Genomic DNA, 18370 nt, shown 5'->3' with positions numbered 1-18370 from the left:
CTCATTCAGCCTCCTTCCGCACCTCTCCCCGCTGAATTCTGCGGCGCAGCTGACCACAGGCGCTGTCGATGTCCGCGCCCAGTCTCCTTCTAATAGTAACATTTATTCCGCTTTTTTCAAGTTCTTTTTTGAAGCGGTCCACGTCGGGCGCCATGGTTTCCCGGTATTCTCTCTCTTTGATCGGGTTCACCGGGATCAGATTGACATGGCAATTTTTCCCTTTCAGCAGGCCGGTCAGCTCTCTGGCATGTTCCGGCCGGTCATTGACGCCCCGCACCAGGCTATACTCATAGCTCATCCGGCGTCCCGTCTGTTCAAAGTAGAAATCGCAGGCTTTTAGGGTTTCTGCAATCGTATACCGGTTGGCAATGGGCATCATCGTCCTTCGGAGGGCATCGTTTGGCGCATGAAGAGACAGCGCCAATGTAATCGCAAACTTCTCCCCGGCCAATTCCCGGATTTCCGGAACCAGACCGCAGGTGGAAACCGTGATATTCCGCTGGCTGATTCCTCCGCCGTTCTCGTCCGAAACCAGATGAAGGAAACGAATCAGGTTCTCCTTGTTGTCCAGGGGCTCTCCGCTTCCCATCACCACCACATGGGAGACCCGTTCCCCGGCGTCCCTTTCGATCGCGTCAATCTGTTCCAGCATCTCCCCCGCCGTGAGATTTCTCGCCAGCCCGTCCAGGGTGGAAGCACAAAACCGGCAGCCCATCCGGCAGCCGGCCTGGGAAGAAATACAGACACTGATTCCATGCCGGTATTTCATGTACACGCTCTCTATAATATTCCCGTCCGAAAGAAGAAATGCGTATTTTCTTGTCCCATCCAACTTTGAGATCTGCCGGTCCGCGATCTGAAAGGCAGAAAGCTCGCAGGTTTCGGCAAGCCGTCTTCGCAAATCTTCCGACAGGTTGGTCATCTGCTGAAACTCCGTCGCTTTTTTCTGGTGGATCCATGAATAAAGCTGTCCGGCGCGAAAGGGCTTTTCCCCCATCTCTCCGAATAACGTTTTTATTTCTGGAAGTTCCATGGACTTTAGATCAATTTTTTTCATTGGTCTTTCCTTTTACATTTTGAGATAAAGAAACCGTCGCAGGGATGTGTACCAGGCAAAAGCTGGATGTACCCAGCCTTCCTGCTCTCGTCCTCCGGCCCCTGGGGCAATACGTCCGTCAAAGGAACCGGTTCCAGAGGAAACGTTTCCAAAAGCCAACGGAAGTTATCGATATTTTCTTCCGCATCCACAGTACAGGTGCTGTAAACCAAAGTTCCACCGGGTTTCAGATACCGAACGGCCGCCGATAGAATTTCCCGCTGCAAAGCGGAAAGGCTATGTATGGATTCCGGCGTCACCCGGTATTTGATCTCCGGCTTATGGCCGATGGTCCCCAGGCCGGAGCATGGAAGGTCCGCCATCACCAAGTCAAAGGATGCCTCCCATTCCGGCCGGAATACCCTGGCGTCGGAAACCTGGACGCTCAGGTTCAATAAGCCGCAGCGGCGGAGGTTCTCCTCGATCATTGCCGTCTTTTTCTCAGTCAGATCGCAGGCTATCACCTCTCCGGTTCCCCGAAGTAAATCGGCCAAATGCAGGCTCTTTCCTCCCGGTGCGGCGCAGAGATCCAAGATTCGGCTTCCCGGCTTGGGGGCCGCCGCCTCACCGGCGAGAATGGAGCTGACATCCTGAACCTGAATCCAGCCTTTCTGAAAAGCGGTCAGTCCGTCGATTCTCTCAAACTCCGTCAGAAAGCAGCCGGGCAGCCCAAACGGAAGCGGTTCCAAGGCAGCCTTCTGTCCCGTTAAACTCTGTATGATCTCGTCTTTGGTCGCAAGGGAAAGATTCCAGCGGACAGACAGCTTTGCCGGCTGAAGAAACGCTTCCATCATCGCTTTGGTTTTTTCCGTCCCCCAAGTCTTCTGCCACCGCTCCATCAGCCATGCCGGAGTGGAGTACCGGAGCGCCAGATCTCCTTCCGGCAGAGACGGATCCCGCGCCACTGCCCGGAGCACGCCGTTGACAAAACCTTTTAAACCATGAAAATGATGTTTCTCCGCCAGCTTTACCGCTTCATTGCAGGCGGCGGAGGCGGGGACCTTTTCCATAAACAGAATCTGATACGCGCCCGTGCGGAGAATCGTCCGGATCCATGGCTTCATTTTATTGACCGGGGTTTTCGATACCCGGTTCAGTTTCGCATCCAGAAGCAGCAAATTTTCCACGGTTCCATGCACTAGACACTGGATAAAGTGCCGGTCCCTGCCCGGCATTTCCGGATGCCGGTTTAATGTCTCCCGCAGCACGACGTGGCTTTGGCCGCCCTGTTCCAGGACGGCAGACACGATCGAACACGCAATCTCTCTTGTATTTTCCATATCAGTCCCGGTTCCTGCTTCTTGCGATCAAAAGGAGACGGAGCAGCTGCAAAAGGCTGGCGGCTACGCTGGCCACGTAGGTCATGGCCGCGGCGGACAGCACCTTTTTCGTCTGAGCAGCCTCGTCTTGATAGAGAATCCCGGATTCCGTCAAAAGCCGCAACCCCCGGCTGGACGCATTGAACTCCACCGGCAGAGTCACAAGCTGAAACAAAACCACCGCACAAAAGAGAATAATACCGGCTTTGATAAAAATCATCCCGCTGTTTCTGCTGATTAACAGCCCAATCAAAACCAATGGCCAGCTCAAAGTCGCCCCCAGATTCGCCACCGGAACCAGCGCGCCTCGGATCTTTAACGGCGCATATCCCTGGGCGTCCTGAATGGCATGACCGCACTCATGGGCGGCCACGCCGACCGCCGCCACGCTGGAAGAGCCAAAGGTCGCGTCCGACAGGCGGAGCACCTTGCTCCTGGGATCGTAATGGTCGGTCAGATTTCCTGCCACCCGCTCTACGCTGACATCATAAATCCCCTGATATTGAAGAATTCGCCTGGCCGCCTCGGCGCCGGTCATCCCGGACGTGCTTCGGACGCCGGCATAGCGGGAATACGTCCGGTTCACCCTTGCGGATGCCGCCATGCTGATCAATGCCGCAATCACGACTAATATATAGGTCGGATCCCACCAATAAAACATTCTGTCCTCCTATTCCAGCCGCATGCCGGACTTGACCGGATATCCGCGCAGATAGGCATCCGCGCTCATCCGTTTTTTGCCTTCCGGCTGCAGCTCTCGAATCATCAAAATTCCATCCCCGGTCATCACGCCGATTCCGTCCTTTTGAACCTTCACCACCTGTCCGGGATCCCCGGTCTCTCCGGCGGGCTCCACCTGGGCGGACCAAATTTTCAACATCTTGCCCCCCAGAAAAGTATACGCGCTGGGCCATGGATTCAGTCCCCGGACCAAACGTTCCAATTCTTCGGCAGGTCTGGTCCAGTCCATCTTCCCCATGGACTTTTTCAGCATCCCGGCATAACAGGTCTCACCTTCCTGGGGAATCCGTTCTAACGTCCCTTCCTCCAGCCTGCGGAGCGTTTCCAACAGCAGCGGCGCTCCCGCCGCGCTTAGTTTATCGTGGAGGCTGCCGCCGGTTTCCTCGTCGGTGACCGGCACAACCGTTTTTAAAAGCATATCCCCTGTATCCAATCCCTCGTCCATAAACATGGTGGTGACGCCGGTTTCCTTTTGTCCATCCAAAATCACCTGCTGGATCGGGGCGGCGCCCCGGTACATGGGAAGCAGGGAGGCATGAACATTGATGCAGCCCTTTTCCGGCACCGCCAAAACTTCCTTCGTCAGAATCTGCCCGAAGGCCACCACCACCATCACCTCCGGGCGGTAGGCGATGAGCTCTTCGATAAAGGCGGGCTCCCGCACTTTTTTCGGCTGGAGCACCGGGATCTGATATTCCAGAGCCTTTTCCTTTACCGGCGTATACTGATATTCTTTCCCCCGGCCCTTTGGTTTATCCGGCTGAGTCACCACAGCTACAACCTCATGGCCGGCCTCGATCATCGCCGTCAGCACCGGAACGCTGAATTCCGGCGTTCCCATAAATATAACACGCATAAAAGCCTCCTTTATGGAAGAAAAAATCAAATCACTTCTTGTATCGTCCGAATGTCTGACGGCATTATACCGCATCAAAAGGATTTTATCTATATTTTTCATAGAAAGTTAATAAAATCCAACACGTTTCCGCCGAAGTCCGTCCTGCCAGACATTTTATGCAAACGCCCATGTTCCGAAAGATCCGGCTCCTAATCCATTTTCTCATTTTCCGGCTTGGTCTTTCTCCAAAAAAACGGTTCGAAGGATCGTTTCAGAGAGCGCACGGTTTTATTCGGAAATCCCGCTGGAACGCGTACGGTATCTTCCTCGGAAGTTCCGATGGTCACCAGTATTTTCGCCCCGGTCTCTTCCTGCAAATATTCCCTCATATGGGAAATAGACGCATTCTGGCTGTAGATCCGAAGGAAGACGGCGTCCGGAAATTCCTCCTGCCTGCTATAAGATAATTTCAGTTGATCCGCATAACCGGCCTGCTCCAGCAGTGCGGCGAGAGCATCCATCTTTTTCTTATCCGCAATCACCAGGAAATAGACGGCCGACGCATCTTCCGGCACCTCCATGCGCACATAGTTCCGGTACGGCGAAGTCCGCATGGTCTGATAGACCGTCTCCGCCTCCGGGCATGAAAAGTCCTGATAGTAGATGACCAGCATATCTTCCATCACTACATTGGTAAAATGGTGATATTCATGCCGGTTTAAAAAATCTCCCAGGTCTTTGGTCATGGCCGGTGAAATCACATAAGAATACAGAAACGTCTTGCTTCGGATGTCGTAGAGCACGGCCCCGTCCATGGCGATAACCGGGAGACTGAGACGGATTTCCCGGAGCGGAGGCATCAAGGTCGCAGGCGTTTGGGTTGTAGACACCGTTACTCTTGCCCCGTAATCCAGCATTTTATTCAGTTCCACTTTCCCGTAGGGAGTCAGCTGCCCGTCTTCCCCCAGAAGCGCCTGTTCTAATTGCAGCACAAACAGCGTTTCCTTTTGATACTTCCTCGGAATGTGCGCGGAATTTACCAGGAGACCCACGCCCAAACCTATCGCCGTATCCAAGGCGCGGTTCCAGACAAACAGATACGGATTGGAATCCGTCAGATGGGTGATGGTAACGCTCAGGAAAACCACGCAGGAATAATAGGCGGCTTCTGTCTTTCCGATCAAGACCGTGGTATAGATGATCGGGATAATCATGACGGAGGCGACGAAATAACCCATCAATTCCCCGTGAATCGGCCAGACTTTCAGTTCAAACAGCAAAATCACCATGCCGAACACGGCCCCAATCAGGGTGCCAAGAAGGCGGCGCGCTCCCATAACCTTACTATTTCCAATATCCGGCTGAATACACCAAAGACCGGCCAGCACCACGTAAAAAGGCGTGCTCTGCTCCCCGCGAAGCCAGCAAAACAAAAAACAAAGGAATACGCACACGGCGGATTTTACCATCCGCAGTCCGACCGGCGGAAGGTTATGCCAATTTTTCTTGATCTGTTTCATTCCGTCACTCTCATTTCTATTTCCCGATACAAGAAGCCCCGTATAATATCGCGAAAAAGTATCAAAAAGAATAAAGAAAACCGCTGCTTCACGCAAGTTTCCCCTTGTTTGGCAGCGGTTTTATGCTTATTCATACCGGATCGGGCAAAGCCCGTCCCCACAAAGCGATCGAAGTACGGTATGCCCGTTTAGGGGCTGAACCTCACTTCCCGTCAGGCTTGTCTTATACTAAGGCAACCGTCTCTCTGGCAATCATCAGTTCCTCGTTGGTCGGAACGATGGCTACCGTTACCTTGGAATCCGGAGTGGAGATCACCAGGTTCTTGCCTCTCTGCTTATTCGCCTCGGCATCCAGGGTGATTCCCAGATATCCCAGGTAGCCGACAATCTTCTCACGCTCGCCGACGCCGTTCTCGCCGATTCCGCCGGTGAAAGCGATCGCGTCCACGCCGTTCATCGCAGCTGCGTAAGAACCGATATATTTCGCCACACGATAGCAGAACGCGTCCACCGCGTTGGCAGCCAGCTCATTTCCGCTTGCTGCGGCGTCGTCCAGATCCCGGAAATCGCTGGACAGGCCCTTGGTCATGCCGTACACACCGGATTTTTTGTTCAGCATGGTCAGCATCTCAAAGATATCCTTGCCTTCTTTTCTCGCAATATACTCTAGGACAGCCGGATCCAGATCGCCGGAACGGGTGCCCATGATCAGGCCTTCCAGCGGGGTCAGGCCCATGCTGGTGTCCACGCACTCGCCGTTCTTTACGGCGCTGATGGAGGAACCGTTGCCCAGGTGGGCCACGATGACCTTGGAGTTATCCTTATCAAGGCCCAGGAACTTGACAGCCTCTTTGGAGACAAAGCTGTGGGAAGTGCCGTGGAAGCCGTATTTGCGGATATGGTACTTCTCATAATATTCATAAGGGATGCCGTACATATAGGCCTTGGCCGGCATCGTCTGATGGAATGCGGTGTCAAAGACGGCTACATTGGGCTTTCCGGGCATCAGCTCCATGCAGGCGCGGATTCCCATCAAGTTCGCCGGGTTGTGGAGCGGCCCCAGGTCGCAGCACTCGTCGATGATCTGAAGCGCTTCGTCGTCGATCTTTACGGAATGGGTCAGCTTGTGGCCGCCGTGCAGCACACGGTGTCCGATGGCATCCACCTCTTCCAGGCTCTTCAGTACGCCGGATTTCGGATTGACCAGGATGTCCAGAACCATCTGGATGGCCTGGGTATGAGCCGGCATCGCCGCCTCGACGGTCTCTTTCTCTCCGCCGGCAGGCTGGTAAACCAGACGTCCGTCAATTCCGATTCTTTCGCAGAGTCCCTTGGCAAGAACTGCTTCCGTCTCGGAGTCAATCAGCTGGTATTTCAGGGAAGAGCTTCCGCAGTTAATAACCAATACTTTCATTTTATACCCTCCTGAGGTTGTTCATACATATTCTGTTCTATTTTAGTACGAAGTTTTCATTCTGTAAAGCCCTTTTTGCCTCTTTTTCCAGCCGCTCCCGTTTTGAGAACACGCAGCCGCAGTAATCCTGGCGGTACATGTTGTATTTTTCCGAAAGCTCCACGGAACGCCGGTAGCCGTCCTTCTTTTTAAAGTCAGAGACTAGATATTTCACCCCGTACTCTTTTGCCAGCAGCATTCCGATCTCATTGAGCTTCGCTGCATTCTTCATCGGACTGACGGAAAGAGTGGTCGTGAAATAGTCAAATCCGCCTTCCGCCGCTTTTAGCGCCGTCTCCCTCAGCCGCTGCCGGTAACAGCGAAAGCAGCGCTCTCCGCCTTCCGGCTCCTGCTCCCATCCCTTCGCCATCTCGTAAAATTCCTCCGGCGCGTATCTTCCTTCCAGGAAAGACACCGGATATTTTGCCGGCATCTCGGCCAGCAGGCGTTTTTGTTCCTCCACCCGCTTTTGATACTCTGCTTCCGGCGCAATGCCCGGATTAAAATAAAAGACGGTCACCCGAAAATCTTCGGTCAGCCGTTCCAGCACGGAACTGCTGCAAGGCCCACAGCAGCTGTGGAGCAGCAATGCCGGGGCCTCGCCATGTTCCCGATGGAAACGGATGATTTGTTCCATTTCCTTCTGAAAATTCATAATTCCTTTTCCCATTTATCACAGAGATCTTCGACATCCTTCGTAAAGCGTTTGATCTCCTTGTTCGGACGCTCACGCCACTTGGAGATCAGCCCGGTCAGGCGGCGGCCCGCAGCAGCAAGATTTCCGAAAAAGCCTTCCGTCCGCATTCCGTCTCCGGAGGGTTTGCTTTCCTTGGGAATCAGGACGCCTTCCGTCTCCTTGACGCACTCGCCGGCTGCCAGATCGTAGATCGTGCCGCTGTAAGGCGCTACGGCACGGAAACCGTTTTCCTTCTCCAGGCACTCCGCAAAGCTCTTGCAGGACTCATCTTCCCCGTGGTTGACAAAGACAAGAGAAGGTTTTTTCTCAAAGCTGTTGATCCATTTCAACAGCCCTTCCTTGTCCGCATGTCCGCTGATGCCGGCCAGAGTGTCGATCTGGGCGCTGACCCCGATCTCCTCTCCGAACAGCTTTACCTGCTTGGTCCCTTCATAGATGGAGCGGCCCAAGGTGCCCACTGCCTGATATCCGACAAAGAGGATCGTAGATTCCTTCCGCCACAAGTTATGTTTCAGATGGTGGCGGATCCGGCCGGCTTCACACATGCCGCTGGCCGAGAGAATCACCTTCGGGCTCATATCAAAATTGATTGCTTTTGATTCATCGCTGGTCACCGAGATTTCCAGGCCAGGGAAGAACAGAGGGTTTTTCCCTGCGTCCAGGAGGGCCCGCATGTTGTCGTCAAAATAATTCCGGTCGCTCTGGACGAAAACGCTGGTCGCTTCATTGGCCAAAGGACTGTCGACATAGACTTTAAATCCATCGTGGCCGCGGACCAGGCCGTCTTCCTTGATCTGGCGGATAAAGTACAAGATCTCCTGGGTCCTGCCCACGGCAAAGGAAGGGATCACCACGTTGCCGCCCCGATCTAAGGTCCGCTGAATCACGTCCGCCAGCTGCCGGACATAATCCTGCTCTTCCTCATGCTTTTCGTGGTAGCGGTTCCCGTAGGTGGACTCGATCATCACGTAGTCCGCCTCCAGCGTCGGCTGGGGATCCCGCAGAATCGGCCGGTCATGATTTCCGATGTCGCCGCTGAATACCATCTTTTTCTCGACATCGCCTTCCCTCATCCACACTTCAATACTGCCGGAACCCAGCAGATGACCGACATCGGTAAAAGCAATATCCACGCCGTCCAATACCTGAATCCTTTCCCCGTAAGGCACCGGGCGCAGCTTACGGATCACGCCTTCGGCGTCCGCCATCGTATATAAAGGCTCATACCCGCTCTTTCCTGCGCGCTGCGCCTTCCGGTTCTGCCACTCCGCTTCAAATTCCTGGATGTGGGCGCTGTCGCGAAGCATGATATTGCAGAGATTGCAGGTGGCCTCGGTCGCATACACACTTCCTCGGAATCCATATTTATACAGCCAGGGCAGCTTGCCGGAATGATCGATATGGGCATGGGTCAAAAGAACGCATTCGATCTCCGAAGGCGGCACAGGAATATCCTCGTTGACAAAGACATTGACACCCTGCTCCATCCCGCAGTCCACAAGAAGTTTGTGCCCGTTCACCTCCAAATAAGTGCAGCTTCCGGTTACCTCGTGGGTTGCCCCAAGAAATGTGATTTTCATAAGCCTGCTTTCCTTTCTGTAGCATAATCATCCGGGGCTTTCAGGCCCTGATCCGCCTGTCTGAGAGCATCCCTCCCAGCGATCCCGGATGGATATAGCATACCACTGTTTTCTGAATATTTCCAGCAAAATCTTCCGTTTACATTTGCCTTTTCTTCCGTTATACTAAAGATGCACGAAAACACCCACAGAGAAAGGAAAAGAAATGCTGGGACTTCAAATCGCCGATATCAAAGATTTTACCAATAAATTGTTCCGTCAGGAGGTTTTCGACCAATTTCTTGTGCCGGAAGCCGCTTTTATCACCACATTTTCCATCGCCATTGACGGGAACTCCGTCTCGGAGGAAGGAAAGCCGGTCTGCTCGACCTGGGGACAGCTGCGCCCGCTGGCCTTTCAGATCGTGAAGGGGCAGACCCTGCCCAAAGGTTTTAAGATTGTCCTCCGGCTCAGCGAAGAGAATACGAATAAGACGCTTGCCTCTTGCGGGCTTTCCTATGCAGCCGAGGATGTGGCCGGGCTGTTTCTGAATATCCACTATGAAAACGGAGAGATCCGCTGCACCACCGGCGCGTCTTTGACGGTGTTCTCTCTGGACCGCTCCCTGGAAAAAGAATGGGACGGAGTCATCCGCCGATTCCTCCGCCACCATCAGATTCTCTTTGAAGAGACTTAAAATTCAAACCAAAACTCTACGCCGTCTTCCTTATTCTCCACTCCGCAGCGGCCTTTATGGGCGTTGACGATTGCCTTGACGATCGAAAGCCCAATGCCGCTGCCGCCGTATTTCCGCGTTCTCGCCTTATCCACCTTATAAAACTTTTCCCACAGATGCGGCAGGTCTTCCTCCGGAATCGGGTTTCCCGTATTAAATACAGAAATCCGGACTAAGCCGTTTTGGGATTCGGCTTTCACCTGAATTTTTCCGGGGTTCGATACATAGTGATAGGCGTTGCTCAGATAGTTTTGCAGCACCTCCTCCAACATAAACTCGTCGGCCCTCACCCAAAGCTCCTCCGGAGCGGAAAGCGTCACCTCGCAGTCATGGTCTTTTCCCAGGACCGAGGTGGCCTGCATCACGCCGCGGATCACTTCCACAAGGTTGAAATCCTCCAGGGTCAGCTTCATCCCGCCGGATTCAATCTCTCCCAGGTTCAGCAGACGTTTGACGATGTGATTCATCTTTTTCGCCTCGTCAATGATCACGTCACAGTAAAAGTCCCGGCTCTCCGGGTCGTCGTTCACGTCGTCCTTTAATCCTTCGGAATAGCCCTGAATCAGAGCAATCGGCGTTTTCAGCTCATGGGAGACATTTGAGATAAACTCCCGGCGGCGCTCGTCGATCCGGTCCTTTTCCTCAATGTCCTTTTCCAGCTGCCCATTCGCTTTTTTCAGCTCTTCGATGGTGTACTGCAGCTTTTCGGACATGTGGTTCATGCTGTCCCCCAAAATCCCGATCTCGTCCTTCTTTCCTCCCGGATATCGGACGCTGAAATCCAGCTCCGCCATCTGCTCCGACAGGGCCGCCAGCTTCAAAATCGGCTTGGTCAAATTCCGCGTGACAAAATACATTAGAATAGCTCCGGCGATCACGGCCAATGCACCGACGCCGGCCAGGAATTTATTAGACAGAGTAACGCTCTCCCGGATACTTTCCAGCGGCGTTGACAGAATGTAATCTGCGTCCTCGTACATGCCGATGCAGTCGATCTGGTTGCTCCCCAACTGGCTGTCATAGGCCTTATAAATCACATAATTATCGCCCCGCGTATAAATATCGGAGATGACCGGCCCGCCCTTTCCTCTGAGGTAGCTGTCCAGACGCAGGCTAAAGCCCTGCTGCTCCAGGCTGCTGGCATACTGCACCTGGCCGAGTCCGCTGAATCCCGATGTCTCCTGGATTACCAGGACCGCAATGTTGTTGATCCGGCTGAGCCGGTCCAACTGCTGTTTTTGGTCATCCGAATACCCGTTATCCACATACGTCTCCACGGCTTGGCGCATGGATTGAATCTGGTCCTGCTTTTCATTGATGACATAGGTTTCCAGATAGCGGTTATTAATAAAGCAGATTGCTGCGATCACGCCGGTGACCACAGCAACCAAAATCATCGTAAATTTAAAGCGAATGGAAAATTTCATTGATCTACCTCGAATTTATATCCCATTCCCCAGACCGTCTTGATATAATCGCCTTTCTCTTCCATCTTGCTGCGAAGCTTTTTCACATGGGTGTCAATGGTGCGGGCGTCGCCGAAATAATTGTAATTCCAGACATTATTTAATATGGTCTCTCTTGAGAGCGCGATGCCTTGATTTTCCACAAAATAAGTCAGAAGCTCGAACTCCTTAAAACTGAGATCCAGGTTTTTCCCATTGACGCTGACCGTGTGGGCGGCCTTATTGATCTGAATCCCGCCGACATCCAGCACATCGCCCTGATCGCCGACAGTCCGCCGCAGCAGCGCTTCCACCCGCGCCACCAGAATCTTCGGGCTGAAAGGCTTTGTGATATACTCGTCCACGCCAAGCTCAAAGCCCCGCAGTTCGTCCCGCTCCTCCGCCTTGGCCGTCAGCAAAATGACCGGGACTTTGGAATATTTGCGGATCGTCTCCAAAACCTCCCAGCCGTTCATCTTCGGCATCATGACGTCGAGAATCACCAAATCGATTTTTTTGTCCGCAAAAAAGACGTCGATGGCCTCCTCTCCGTCGCCGGCCTCCAATACCTGAAAATCCTTTTTGACGAGGAAATCCCTGACCAGCTTCCGCATCCGCTCCTCATCGTCCACCATCAATACTTTCCGTCGTTCCATATCCGTCACACCTCCAAAGGTTATTGATCCGTCTTCTCAAAGATCTGCCGGCCCCGGATCATTTTCCATATTCTGAAATCGTGATTTTCTCAATGATCAGATCGTTCAAAGGCTTGGCATTCTCATCGGTCGCCACGGACTCAGCCTGGTGCAGCACGTCCAGCCCTTCGTACACCTGGCCGAACACCGTGTGCTGCCGGAAAAGCCAGTATGCTCCGCCGTATTCTTCAAAATTCTTTTTTGCAGTCTCTGTCATCGAGCCAAAATCCAGATCTTTATCATATCGAAGCTGATAGGCCTCCTCCACCTGTTTCAAGGTGCCGTCATCGACCTTCTCCGAAGTGGTCGTCAGAAAGAACTGACTGCCATTCGTATTGCTCCCTCGGTTCGCCATACAAAGTGACCCTGCTAACGGAAATAAATCGTCGGAGAACTCGTCCTCAAAATCCGAGCCAAAATAGCTTTCCCCGCCGCTGCCGGTCCCGGTGGGATCTCCGCCCTGGATCATAAAATCAGCGATCACCCGATGGAACGTCAATCCGTCGTAATAGCCCTTTTCCGCCAGGCCGATGAAATTCTCCACCGCTTTCGGAGCCTGGTCCGGAAACAGGCGGATCTTGATGTCTCCCATATCCTGGATCGTGATAGTTGCAACCGGATCGCCCTCCTCTGGCCCGCTCATCTGATCAAAATTCCCGTTTTTCTTGCCGCAGCCGGCGGCCGCCAAAAGAAGCATCAGCCCGAAAAGCACTGCTACCGCTTTTTTCATTTTCAAATCCCCCTGTTATAATCTCTGTTTATTTTAGCAGGTATACCATAAAAATGCCAGAGATTTCACATAAAGTTCATACAGCCGGCAGCGTCTGTCCGGTCCGCTTCTTTTTGGCTGCCATTTGTTACAAAAACCCCGAAATTTGATCTTGTACTTTTTTTAATTTTATGATAGAATATTTCAGGTTGGCAGTCCGACGCGCCGGGAGCGATATCGAAGTGGTCATAACGAGCCGCACTCGAAATGCGGTTGTCCTTTTTGGGCACGTGGGTTCGAATCCCACTCGCTCCGTGAAAAAAAGTCATCAGCTTTTGCTGATGGCTTTTTTTATCTCAAAAATAACCCCGTCGGCAAGGTCAAACGATTTCCCGCACCCACTTTTTTCCCAACAGCCTCCAGACGCACCAGATGCACTTTAAAATATTGTCGGACATTAAGCAGAAATAAATCCAAAACGGCGGCAGATGCCAGACAAGGCCTGCCATCGCTCCCAGAGGGATGGAAAACACCCAAAGGAACAGGATATCCGCAGCCATCAGGAACTTGGTGTCCCCGCCGCCCCGCAGCACGCCTTTGGTCATTACAGTGTTCGGGCATCGGAATAAAACAATGATCCCGATGGCGGCCATCAAGGAATATGCGATCTCCTTCGTGTGGTCCGCCACCTCGTACATGTTGATGACCAGAGGGCTGGTGGCCAGGATCAAAAGGCAGGCAAAGACGCCCAGCACGGTGCTGATCCCAAGGAAGGTGACGCCCTGCTGGTACGCCTTTTCCTTCTGCCCTGCTCCCACCGTATTGCCGGTGATGCTGGCCGAAGCCGAGGCCACGGCAAAAACAAAGACTGTGCTGAGCTGTACCGTCACATTGGTCATTGCGCTGGCCGCTACAAACTCGGCGCTGATGTGTCCCATCACCACGGAGAGCGCATTGTTCCCCAATCCCAGCAGCATATCGCTGATCACCACCGGTCCGCTGTACCGGAGAAACGGAGAGAGCATCTCCCCGCAGGGCCGGAATAGTTCCCGGAGCCGGTAGCCGATCTGCCGGTCCGCCAGCACGGCATAGCCGAAAATGATCGCACACTCAAACACCCGTGCAATCAGCGTGCCGAGAGCAGCCCCGGCGATCTCCATCCGCGGCGCTCCCAGATTTCCAAAAATAAAGACCCAGTTAAAAAAGATATTGATAAAAAAGGAGCACACCGAACTGATCATGGGAATCCGGACGTTCCGCACGCTCCGGAGCACCTGGGTCATGGTCAGGGAAAGCCCCTGGACAAAAAAGGTGTAGCGCATGATGGAGAAATATTTTTCCCCGTATGCAATCACCGCTTCCTGAGAGGTGTAGATTCCCATAATCTGCCTGGGAAACAGACAGACCGCCGTGGTAAAGGCGCAGGCGGCCAAAAGGCACAGCCGCAGCATCAGCGTGACGACCTTTTTCAGGGCAGGCAGATCCTTTTTCCCCCAGCATTGGGCGGTTAGAACCGCTGCGCCGCAGCCAATCCCCATACAAAGGATCTGAAACAGGTTGATGAACTGATTGGCCAGGGACGACGCGGAGAGCTGCATCTCTCCAAACTTTCCCAGCATGATCGTATCCATCAGGTTGATCCCCATGGTGATCATGCTCTGGGCCGCCACCGGCAGGACCAGCCGCAGCACCTGCCGGTAGAAGGATTTTTCACGTACCCAAATCTGCATCATTCCCCACCTTTCAGACGGTGGCCTTAACGCCCAGCTCACAGAGCAGTGCGCGGAGACGTTCCACGTCCTCCTGGGCCGGCGGCTCGCAGATAAACGCAGCGTTTTCCCGCTCCAACTGTTCTTTCTTTCCTTCCCCCAGTTTATGGTAGGGAAGCAAATTGACCTCCTGACAGGTTGGAAGCTTCTCTTTGATAAAGGCCGCCATCTGCCTCATATTCTCCTCGGTATCATTGAATCCTGGGATCAGAGGGACCCTGACAATCACCGGAATGTTTTTCTCTCCGGAAAGCCGGGCCAGGTTTTCCAGAATTCTCTCATTTCCGGCTCCGGTGCCCTCTTTGTGCTTTTCGGAATCCATATGTTTGACGTCGTAGAGAGCCAGATCCGTATAGTCCAGGATTTGATCAAGCTCCTCCCAGCTTCCATAGCCGCAGGTCTCAATAGCGGTGTGAAGTCCGTTTTCTTTACAGAGTTTTAAAACCGCGGCCACAAAATCCGGCTGCGCCAAAATTTCTCCGCCGGTCATCGTCACTCCCCCGCCGGAGGTGTCGTAAAAAAGTTTATCCTGGATCACTTTTTCCAGCACATCCTGGGCGGTCATCGGCTCCCCGGTGATCTCCCTTGCCTCCGCCGGGCAGACGGAGACGCAGGCGCCGCAGCCATTGCAGCGAGTCCGGTCCGTGATCACCTTTCCCTCCTCCAAGCGGATCGCCTGCCTGGGGCAGCGGGGTACGCAGGCGCCGCAGCCCACGCAGGGCTCCAGGCGGTACATCAGCTGGGGCTTCACGCTCTGAGATTCCGGATTCTGGCACCAGCGGCACCGAAGCGGACACCCCTTCACAAAGACGTTGGTCCGGATCCCCGGACCGTCGTGGATCGAATAGTGCTGAATATCAAAAACAATCCCTTCTTTTTCCTCTGTTTTCATCATCTGCCTCCTCTTTCACACTGGCGGAAACTGCCAGCACCTCACTCATTCAACCACCCAAAGGGAGGGCTGCCATCCGCATTTCCTGCGGCGGACAGCTCTTTGCCGGTAAACGGCTTACTGTCCGCTGCAGGAAAGCCGCTTGTGGAAGCTCTCCCTTTTTCCGGCCGGGCTCTTTCCCGGCTCCTACAGATCGTGGCAGGTACGGTTGATCACTTCATTTTGAATTCCGTCGGTCAGACGGGTAAAATAAGCGCTGTATCCCGCTACCCGGACCACCAGCTCCGGATGTTCTTCCGGATGTTCCTTGGCGTCCAGCATTTCTTCTTTGTTTACCACATTGAACTGGACATGCTTGCCGCCGTGGGTCAGATAAGTCTTCACCACACTCGCCAGTTTTTCCAGATCCGACTCGGTCTTTAAAGCCGTCGGGTGGAATTTCATATTCATCAAAGTCCCCTGATACGCGTCCTGATTCACCTTCATGGCGCTTTGGAACACGGCCAGCGGGCCGGACAAATCCTGTCCGTGATCCGGCGACAGGGATGCGTCGGCCAGGATCTCTCCTCCCTTTCTCCCGTCCGCCGTGGCTCCGGTCACCGCGCCGCCGGGCTGGTGGGCGGAAATCGAAATCGCATTGGGCCTCAGGGTTCCGCCGTAAGCGCAGGGCAGGCTCAGGCAAACGCTTGCGTAGTAGGAATAGACGTCGGCCACAATAGAATCCACATAGTCGATGTTATTGCCATACTTCGGCGCATCCTGGAAGTCTTTGCGCATTTCCGGAAATCCTTCCCAGTCGGCGTCCAGAGCAGTGAGCAGCTGGGCCATGGTGTATTTTTTCTCCTCATAGACCAACTTTTTGATGGCGGCCAGGGCGTTTCCGGTGTTGACACCGCCAACTGCGCCGAGAACCGCTGCGTTTTCCATCTCAAAGGTTCGGTTGAACATATCCTTGCCGGTTTTGACGCCATCTTTCATCAGGGAGGATCGGAACACATCCGGGAACAGCTCCCGCTCGGCGATCAGCTCCACATTGATGCGCTCATTGGCCATGCCCATCAGATACGCCATCTGACGGTAGACAGCCGCCTTGAACTCCTCAAAGGACTCCATCTTGGTCACGTCGCCGGTCTCAATTCCCACCGTCTCCTTGGTAAAACGGCAGTAGCCGTTGTGCATGCAGATGTCCATGGCCTGGGGGATGATGAAGAAGACCGCCACCTGGGTCCTCGTCGTGGCCTGCACGTTTCCGTCCACGCAGCCGGTGGCGCAGTAATCTCTGGCCTGTTCCACCGAAAGCCCGCCGCCGGTGAAGAAATTCATGTAGCTGTTATCCCCGATAAAGGCAGGCAGTCCCAGCCCCGTCTTCACAACCTCCAACGCTTTCACCAGGAATTCCTTCGGAGAATTCTCGTGGACACGGACCGTCAGCGTATAGTGGGGCAGGTGGGTATCCTTGGCCGCCTCCAAAAGTAGGTAGCTCAGCTCATTGGTGGCGTCGCTGCCGTCGGGCTTCTGGCCGCCGATGGTCCAGTTGTACCACTTTGCCATACCGGCGTTTTTGGCCCGGTTGGCTTTGCCGGAAACCCGATTGATCTTCATGACCTTACAGCGCATGACCTCCAAAAGCTCCAGCACCTGATCATCGGTGATCCGTTTTTCTTCTTTATCCTTCTTATAATAAGGATACATAAACTGGTCGAACCGTCCGCCGGTGGCCGTTGGGGAAGGGCACATCATCAGGAAGGTAAACCAGTAGGACTGCATGGCCTCGCGGAAAGTCTCCGCCGGTTCATAGGGCACTTTCCGGCAGATCCGGGCCATCTCCAAAAGCTCAGCTTTCCGCTGCGGACGGCTTTCTCCAGCAGCCATTTCCTCGGCCAGGTCCGCATACCGGTTGGCAAAACGCACCCAGGCTTCGTAGACGATGATCACGCCTTCCCAGAAATACCGTTTTTCCAGGCTGTCCGCCGCATCGTAGCGCAGGTCAGAAAGACACTGCTTCGCCTCGGCAATGATGCCCTTGGCTCCGTCTCTCAAGACTCTGGCAAAGTCCACGGCAACCAGGGAAAAACCAGGCCCCAGGCCATAGCCAGACATAGCGAATCCGCCGCCCGATCCGCCGCTCTTATCCTTCCACGGAGGCAGGATACAGCCGGATTTCATGAACGGCCACAGGCGGTCGTTCTCGCCCAGGCTCTTTCCCATGGTCTCCACCAGGTTGTGGTTCAGGGAGTTGCCGGCGAAACGATCGTTTAGCCGGTACAGTTCCTCTTCATCCTCCGGGCTGATCGTATAGATTTCACTTTTCAAGGATTCCACTTCATCCTTGGTCCAGACGCCGTATTCATACTGCATTTCCAGTCCGAAGGGCTTGCTGGCTCCGGAACCGCAGAGTAGGTCGTCTTCCTCGATAAAAATGGTGATATTGTCCAGAATATGGGCGTGGAGTTTTGCCCGCCGCAGCAGCATCGGGTCCCCGCCGGTGGAATCCAAAGACTCGTTGGCCAGGCGGAACACCTCCACACAGAGCGGATATTTGTTGATTTTCAGACTGTCCTTCATGCGTTTGACACGTTCGTTCATTCTTCTTTTCTGCACCGGAACCCGATGCCGTTCCTCCTCTTAAAAATTTTATAAAGATCATTCCGATTTCGTCAGGACTGCCAAAAATTGCTGGATATGCCCTGATACCTTGTGAGCGCCTTCTCCGGCTGCTCGCTAAGGAAATTTTATATGTTTTCTCTCAATATATCAATAGGTTTTAGGTAATCTGAAAATTCCTGGGATCAATGCACAGGAACGCCCTGCCATGGTGTGCAATCCTGACAAAGTTTTTTCAAAATAGTTTCGGATTTTGGATTTTGACACTTCTGACCGGTCCATTCTCCCGCCGGTATG

General features: G+C 53.7%; 15 protein-coding genes and 1 tRNA gene. 2 read left to right on the top strand and 14 right to left on the bottom strand.

The annotated features are described in order from the left end of the window. Window position 1 precedes the first annotated feature (1 nt). From rlmN to MUB23_RS02785, 8 genes are all read right to left on the bottom strand, one after another. The gene (gene rlmN / locus MUB23_RS02820; RefSeq protein ID WP_244798669.1) at window positions 2–1057 is read right to left on the bottom strand and encodes a 23S rRNA (adenine(2503)-C(2))-methyltransferase RlmN; all 1056 of its coding nucleotides are present in this window, start codon (window positions 1055–1057) and stop codon (window positions 2–4) included. Continuing rightward, the gene (gene rsmB / locus MUB23_RS02815) at window positions 1054–2376 is read right to left on the bottom strand and encodes a 16S rRNA (cytosine(967)-C(5))-methyltransferase RsmB (RefSeq protein ID WP_244798668.1); all 1323 of its coding nucleotides are present in this window, start codon (window positions 2374–2376) and stop codon (window positions 1054–1056) included. The genes rlmN and rsmB overlap by 4 nt, the downstream gene beginning before the upstream one ends. A 1-nt stretch (window position 2377) precedes the next feature. Then, window positions 2378–3076: a zinc metallopeptidase gene (locus tag MUB23_RS02810; RefSeq protein ID WP_244798667.1), complete on the bottom strand. Its 699-nt coding sequence runs from the start codon at window positions 3074–3076 to the stop codon at window positions 2378–2380. A gap of 9 nt (window positions 3077–3085) precedes the next feature. Further along, window positions 3086–4012, bottom strand: a complete 927-nt coding sequence (gene fmt / locus MUB23_RS02805; RefSeq protein WP_244798666.1) for a methionyl-tRNA formyltransferase — start codon at window positions 4010–4012, stop codon at window positions 3086–3088. Window positions 4013–4203: 191 nt separating this feature from the next. Beyond that, window positions 4204–5514 carry an FUSC family protein gene (locus MUB23_RS02800; RefSeq protein ID WP_244798665.1) on the bottom strand — a complete coding sequence of 437 codons (1311 nt, stop codon included), beginning with the start codon at window positions 5512–5514 and terminating at the stop codon, window positions 4204–4206. A 223-nt stretch (window positions 5515–5737) separates the two neighbouring features. Then, window positions 5738–6928 (bottom strand): acetate/propionate family kinase, encoded by a 1191-nt coding sequence (locus tag MUB23_RS02795; protein ID WP_244798664.1) that lies wholly within the window; start codon window positions 6926–6928, stop codon window positions 5738–5740. Between the two features lie 37 nt (window positions 6929–6965). Continuing rightward, on the bottom strand, window positions 6966–7622 hold the full coding sequence (locus tag MUB23_RS02790) for an epoxyqueuosine reductase QueH (RefSeq protein WP_244798663.1): 657 nt from the start codon (window positions 7620–7622) through the stop codon (window positions 6966–6968). After that, window positions 7619–9244 (bottom strand): MBL fold metallo-hydrolase RNA specificity domain-containing protein, encoded by a 1626-nt coding sequence (locus tag MUB23_RS02785; protein WP_244798662.1) that lies wholly within the window; start codon window positions 9242–9244, stop codon window positions 7619–7621. The genes MUB23_RS02790 and MUB23_RS02785 overlap by 4 nt, the downstream gene beginning before the upstream one ends. 205 nt (window positions 9245–9449) lie before the next feature. Between MUB23_RS02785 and MUB23_RS02780 the strand changes: the two genes are divergently transcribed. Further along, window positions 9450–9920: a DUF5721 family protein gene (locus tag MUB23_RS02780; protein WP_244798661.1), complete on the top strand. Its 471-nt coding sequence runs from the start codon at window positions 9450–9452 to the stop codon at window positions 9918–9920. Here the strand turns inward: MUB23_RS02780 and MUB23_RS02775 are convergent. The 3 genes from MUB23_RS02775 to MUB23_RS02765 are packed head-to-tail and all read right to left on the bottom strand — an operon-like array spanning window position 9917 to window position 12829. Beyond that, on the bottom strand, window positions 9917–11386 hold the full coding sequence (locus MUB23_RS02775; protein ID WP_244798660.1) for a sensor histidine kinase: 1470 nt from the start codon (window positions 11384–11386) through the stop codon (window positions 9917–9919). The two genes, MUB23_RS02780 and MUB23_RS02775, sit on opposite strands and share 4 nt — an antisense overlap. Continuing rightward, complete coding sequence (locus tag MUB23_RS02770; RefSeq protein ID WP_244798659.1) at window positions 11383–12060, bottom strand: response regulator transcription factor; 678 nt, start codon at window positions 12058–12060, stop codon at window positions 11383–11385. The genes MUB23_RS02775 and MUB23_RS02770 overlap by 4 nt, the downstream gene beginning before the upstream one ends. Window positions 12061–12118: 58 nt before the next feature. Next, window positions 12119–12829, bottom strand: a complete 711-nt coding sequence (locus tag MUB23_RS02765) for a peptidylprolyl isomerase (RefSeq protein WP_280515605.1) — start codon at window positions 12827–12829, stop codon at window positions 12119–12121. A 207-nt stretch (window positions 12830–13036) separates the two neighbouring features. Between MUB23_RS02765 and MUB23_RS02760 the strand changes: the two genes are divergently transcribed. After that, a tRNA-Ser gene (locus MUB23_RS02760) sits at window positions 13037–13123 on the top strand. 65 nt (window positions 13124–13188) lie between these two features. On the opposite strand, the gene MUB23_RS02755 is transcribed toward MUB23_RS02760, so the two are convergent. The 3 genes from MUB23_RS02755 to MUB23_RS02745 all read right to left on the bottom strand — a co-directional run bounded on the left by MUB23_RS02755 (window position 13189) and on the right by MUB23_RS02745 (window position 18055). After that, window positions 13189–14538 carry an MATE family efflux transporter gene (locus MUB23_RS02755; protein WP_244798658.1) on the bottom strand — a complete coding sequence of 450 codons (1350 nt, stop codon included), beginning with the start codon at window positions 14536–14538 and terminating at the stop codon, window positions 13189–13191. A gap of 13 nt (window positions 14539–14551) precedes the next feature. Beyond that, window positions 14552–15469, bottom strand: coding sequence for a glycyl-radical enzyme activating protein (locus tag MUB23_RS02750; protein ID WP_244798657.1), 918 nt, complete (start codon window positions 15467–15469; stop codon window positions 14552–14554). 186 nt (window positions 15470–15655) lie between these two features. Then, the gene (locus MUB23_RS02745) at window positions 15656–18055 is read right to left on the bottom strand and encodes a glycyl radical protein (RefSeq protein ID WP_244798656.1); all 2400 of its coding nucleotides are present in this window, start codon (window positions 18053–18055) and stop codon (window positions 15656–15658) included. Between the last annotated feature and the right edge of the window lie 315 nt (window positions 18056–18370).

It is taken from the genome of Cuneatibacter sp. NSJ-177, from assembly GCF_022867805.1.
Taxonomy (GTDB): domain Bacteria; phylum Bacillota; class Clostridia; order Lachnospirales; family Lachnospiraceae; genus Pseudolachnospira.
Note: the sequence above shows the minus strand (reverse complement) of the source record. Positions and strands in the feature narration are given on the sequence as shown.

Bases quoted from the DNA above. Each gene is read 5' to 3' on its own strand.
- rlmN (WP_244798669.1), bottom strand. From the start codon at position 1,057: ATGAAAAAAATTGATCTAAAGTCCATGGAACTTCCAGAAATAAAAACG.
- rsmB (WP_244798668.1), bottom strand. From the start codon at position 2,376: ATGGAAAATACAAGAGAGATTGCGTGTTCGATCGTGTCTGCCGTCCTG.
- MUB23_RS02810 (WP_244798667.1), bottom strand. From the start codon at position 3,076: ATGTTTTATTGGTGGGATCCGACCTATATATTAGTCGTGATTGCGGCA.
- fmt (WP_244798666.1), bottom strand. From the start codon at position 4,012: ATGCGTGTTATATTTATGGGAACGCCGGAATTCAGCGTTCCGGTGCTG.
- MUB23_RS02800 (WP_244798665.1), bottom strand. From the start codon at position 5,514: ATGAAACAGATCAAGAAAAATTGGCATAACCTTCCGCCGGTCGGACTG.
- MUB23_RS02795 (WP_244798664.1), bottom strand. From the start codon at position 6,928: ATGAAAGTATTGGTTATTAACTGCGGAAGCTCTTCCCTGAAATACCAG.
- MUB23_RS02790 (WP_244798663.1), bottom strand. From the start codon at position 7,622: ATGAATTTTCAGAAGGAAATGGAACAAATCATCCGTTTCCATCGGGAA.
- MUB23_RS02785 (WP_244798662.1), bottom strand. From the start codon at position 9,244: ATGAAAATCACATTTCTTGGGGCAACCCACGAGGTAACCGGAAGCTGC.
- MUB23_RS02780 (WP_244798661.1), top strand. From the start codon at position 9,450: ATGCTGGGACTTCAAATCGCCGATATCAAAGATTTTACCAATAAATTG.
- MUB23_RS02775 (WP_244798660.1), bottom strand. From the start codon at position 11,386: ATGAAATTTTCCATTCGCTTTAAATTTACGATGATTTTGGTTGCTGTG.
- MUB23_RS02770 (WP_244798659.1), bottom strand. From the start codon at position 12,060: ATGGAACGACGGAAAGTATTGATGGTGGACGATGAGGAGCGGATGCGG.
- MUB23_RS02765 (WP_280515605.1), bottom strand. From the start codon at position 12,829: ATGAAAAAAGCGGTAGCAGTGCTTTTCGGGCTGATGCTTCTTTTGGCG.
- MUB23_RS02755 (WP_244798658.1), bottom strand. From the start codon at position 14,538: ATGCAGATTTGGGTACGTGAAAAATCCTTCTACCGGCAGGTGCTGCGG.
- MUB23_RS02750 (WP_244798657.1), bottom strand. From the start codon at position 15,469: ATGAAAACAGAGGAAAAAGAAGGGATTGTTTTTGATATTCAGCACTAT.
- MUB23_RS02745 (WP_244798656.1), bottom strand. From the start codon at position 18,055: ATGAACGAACGTGTCAAACGCATGAAGGACAGTCTGAAAATCAACAAA.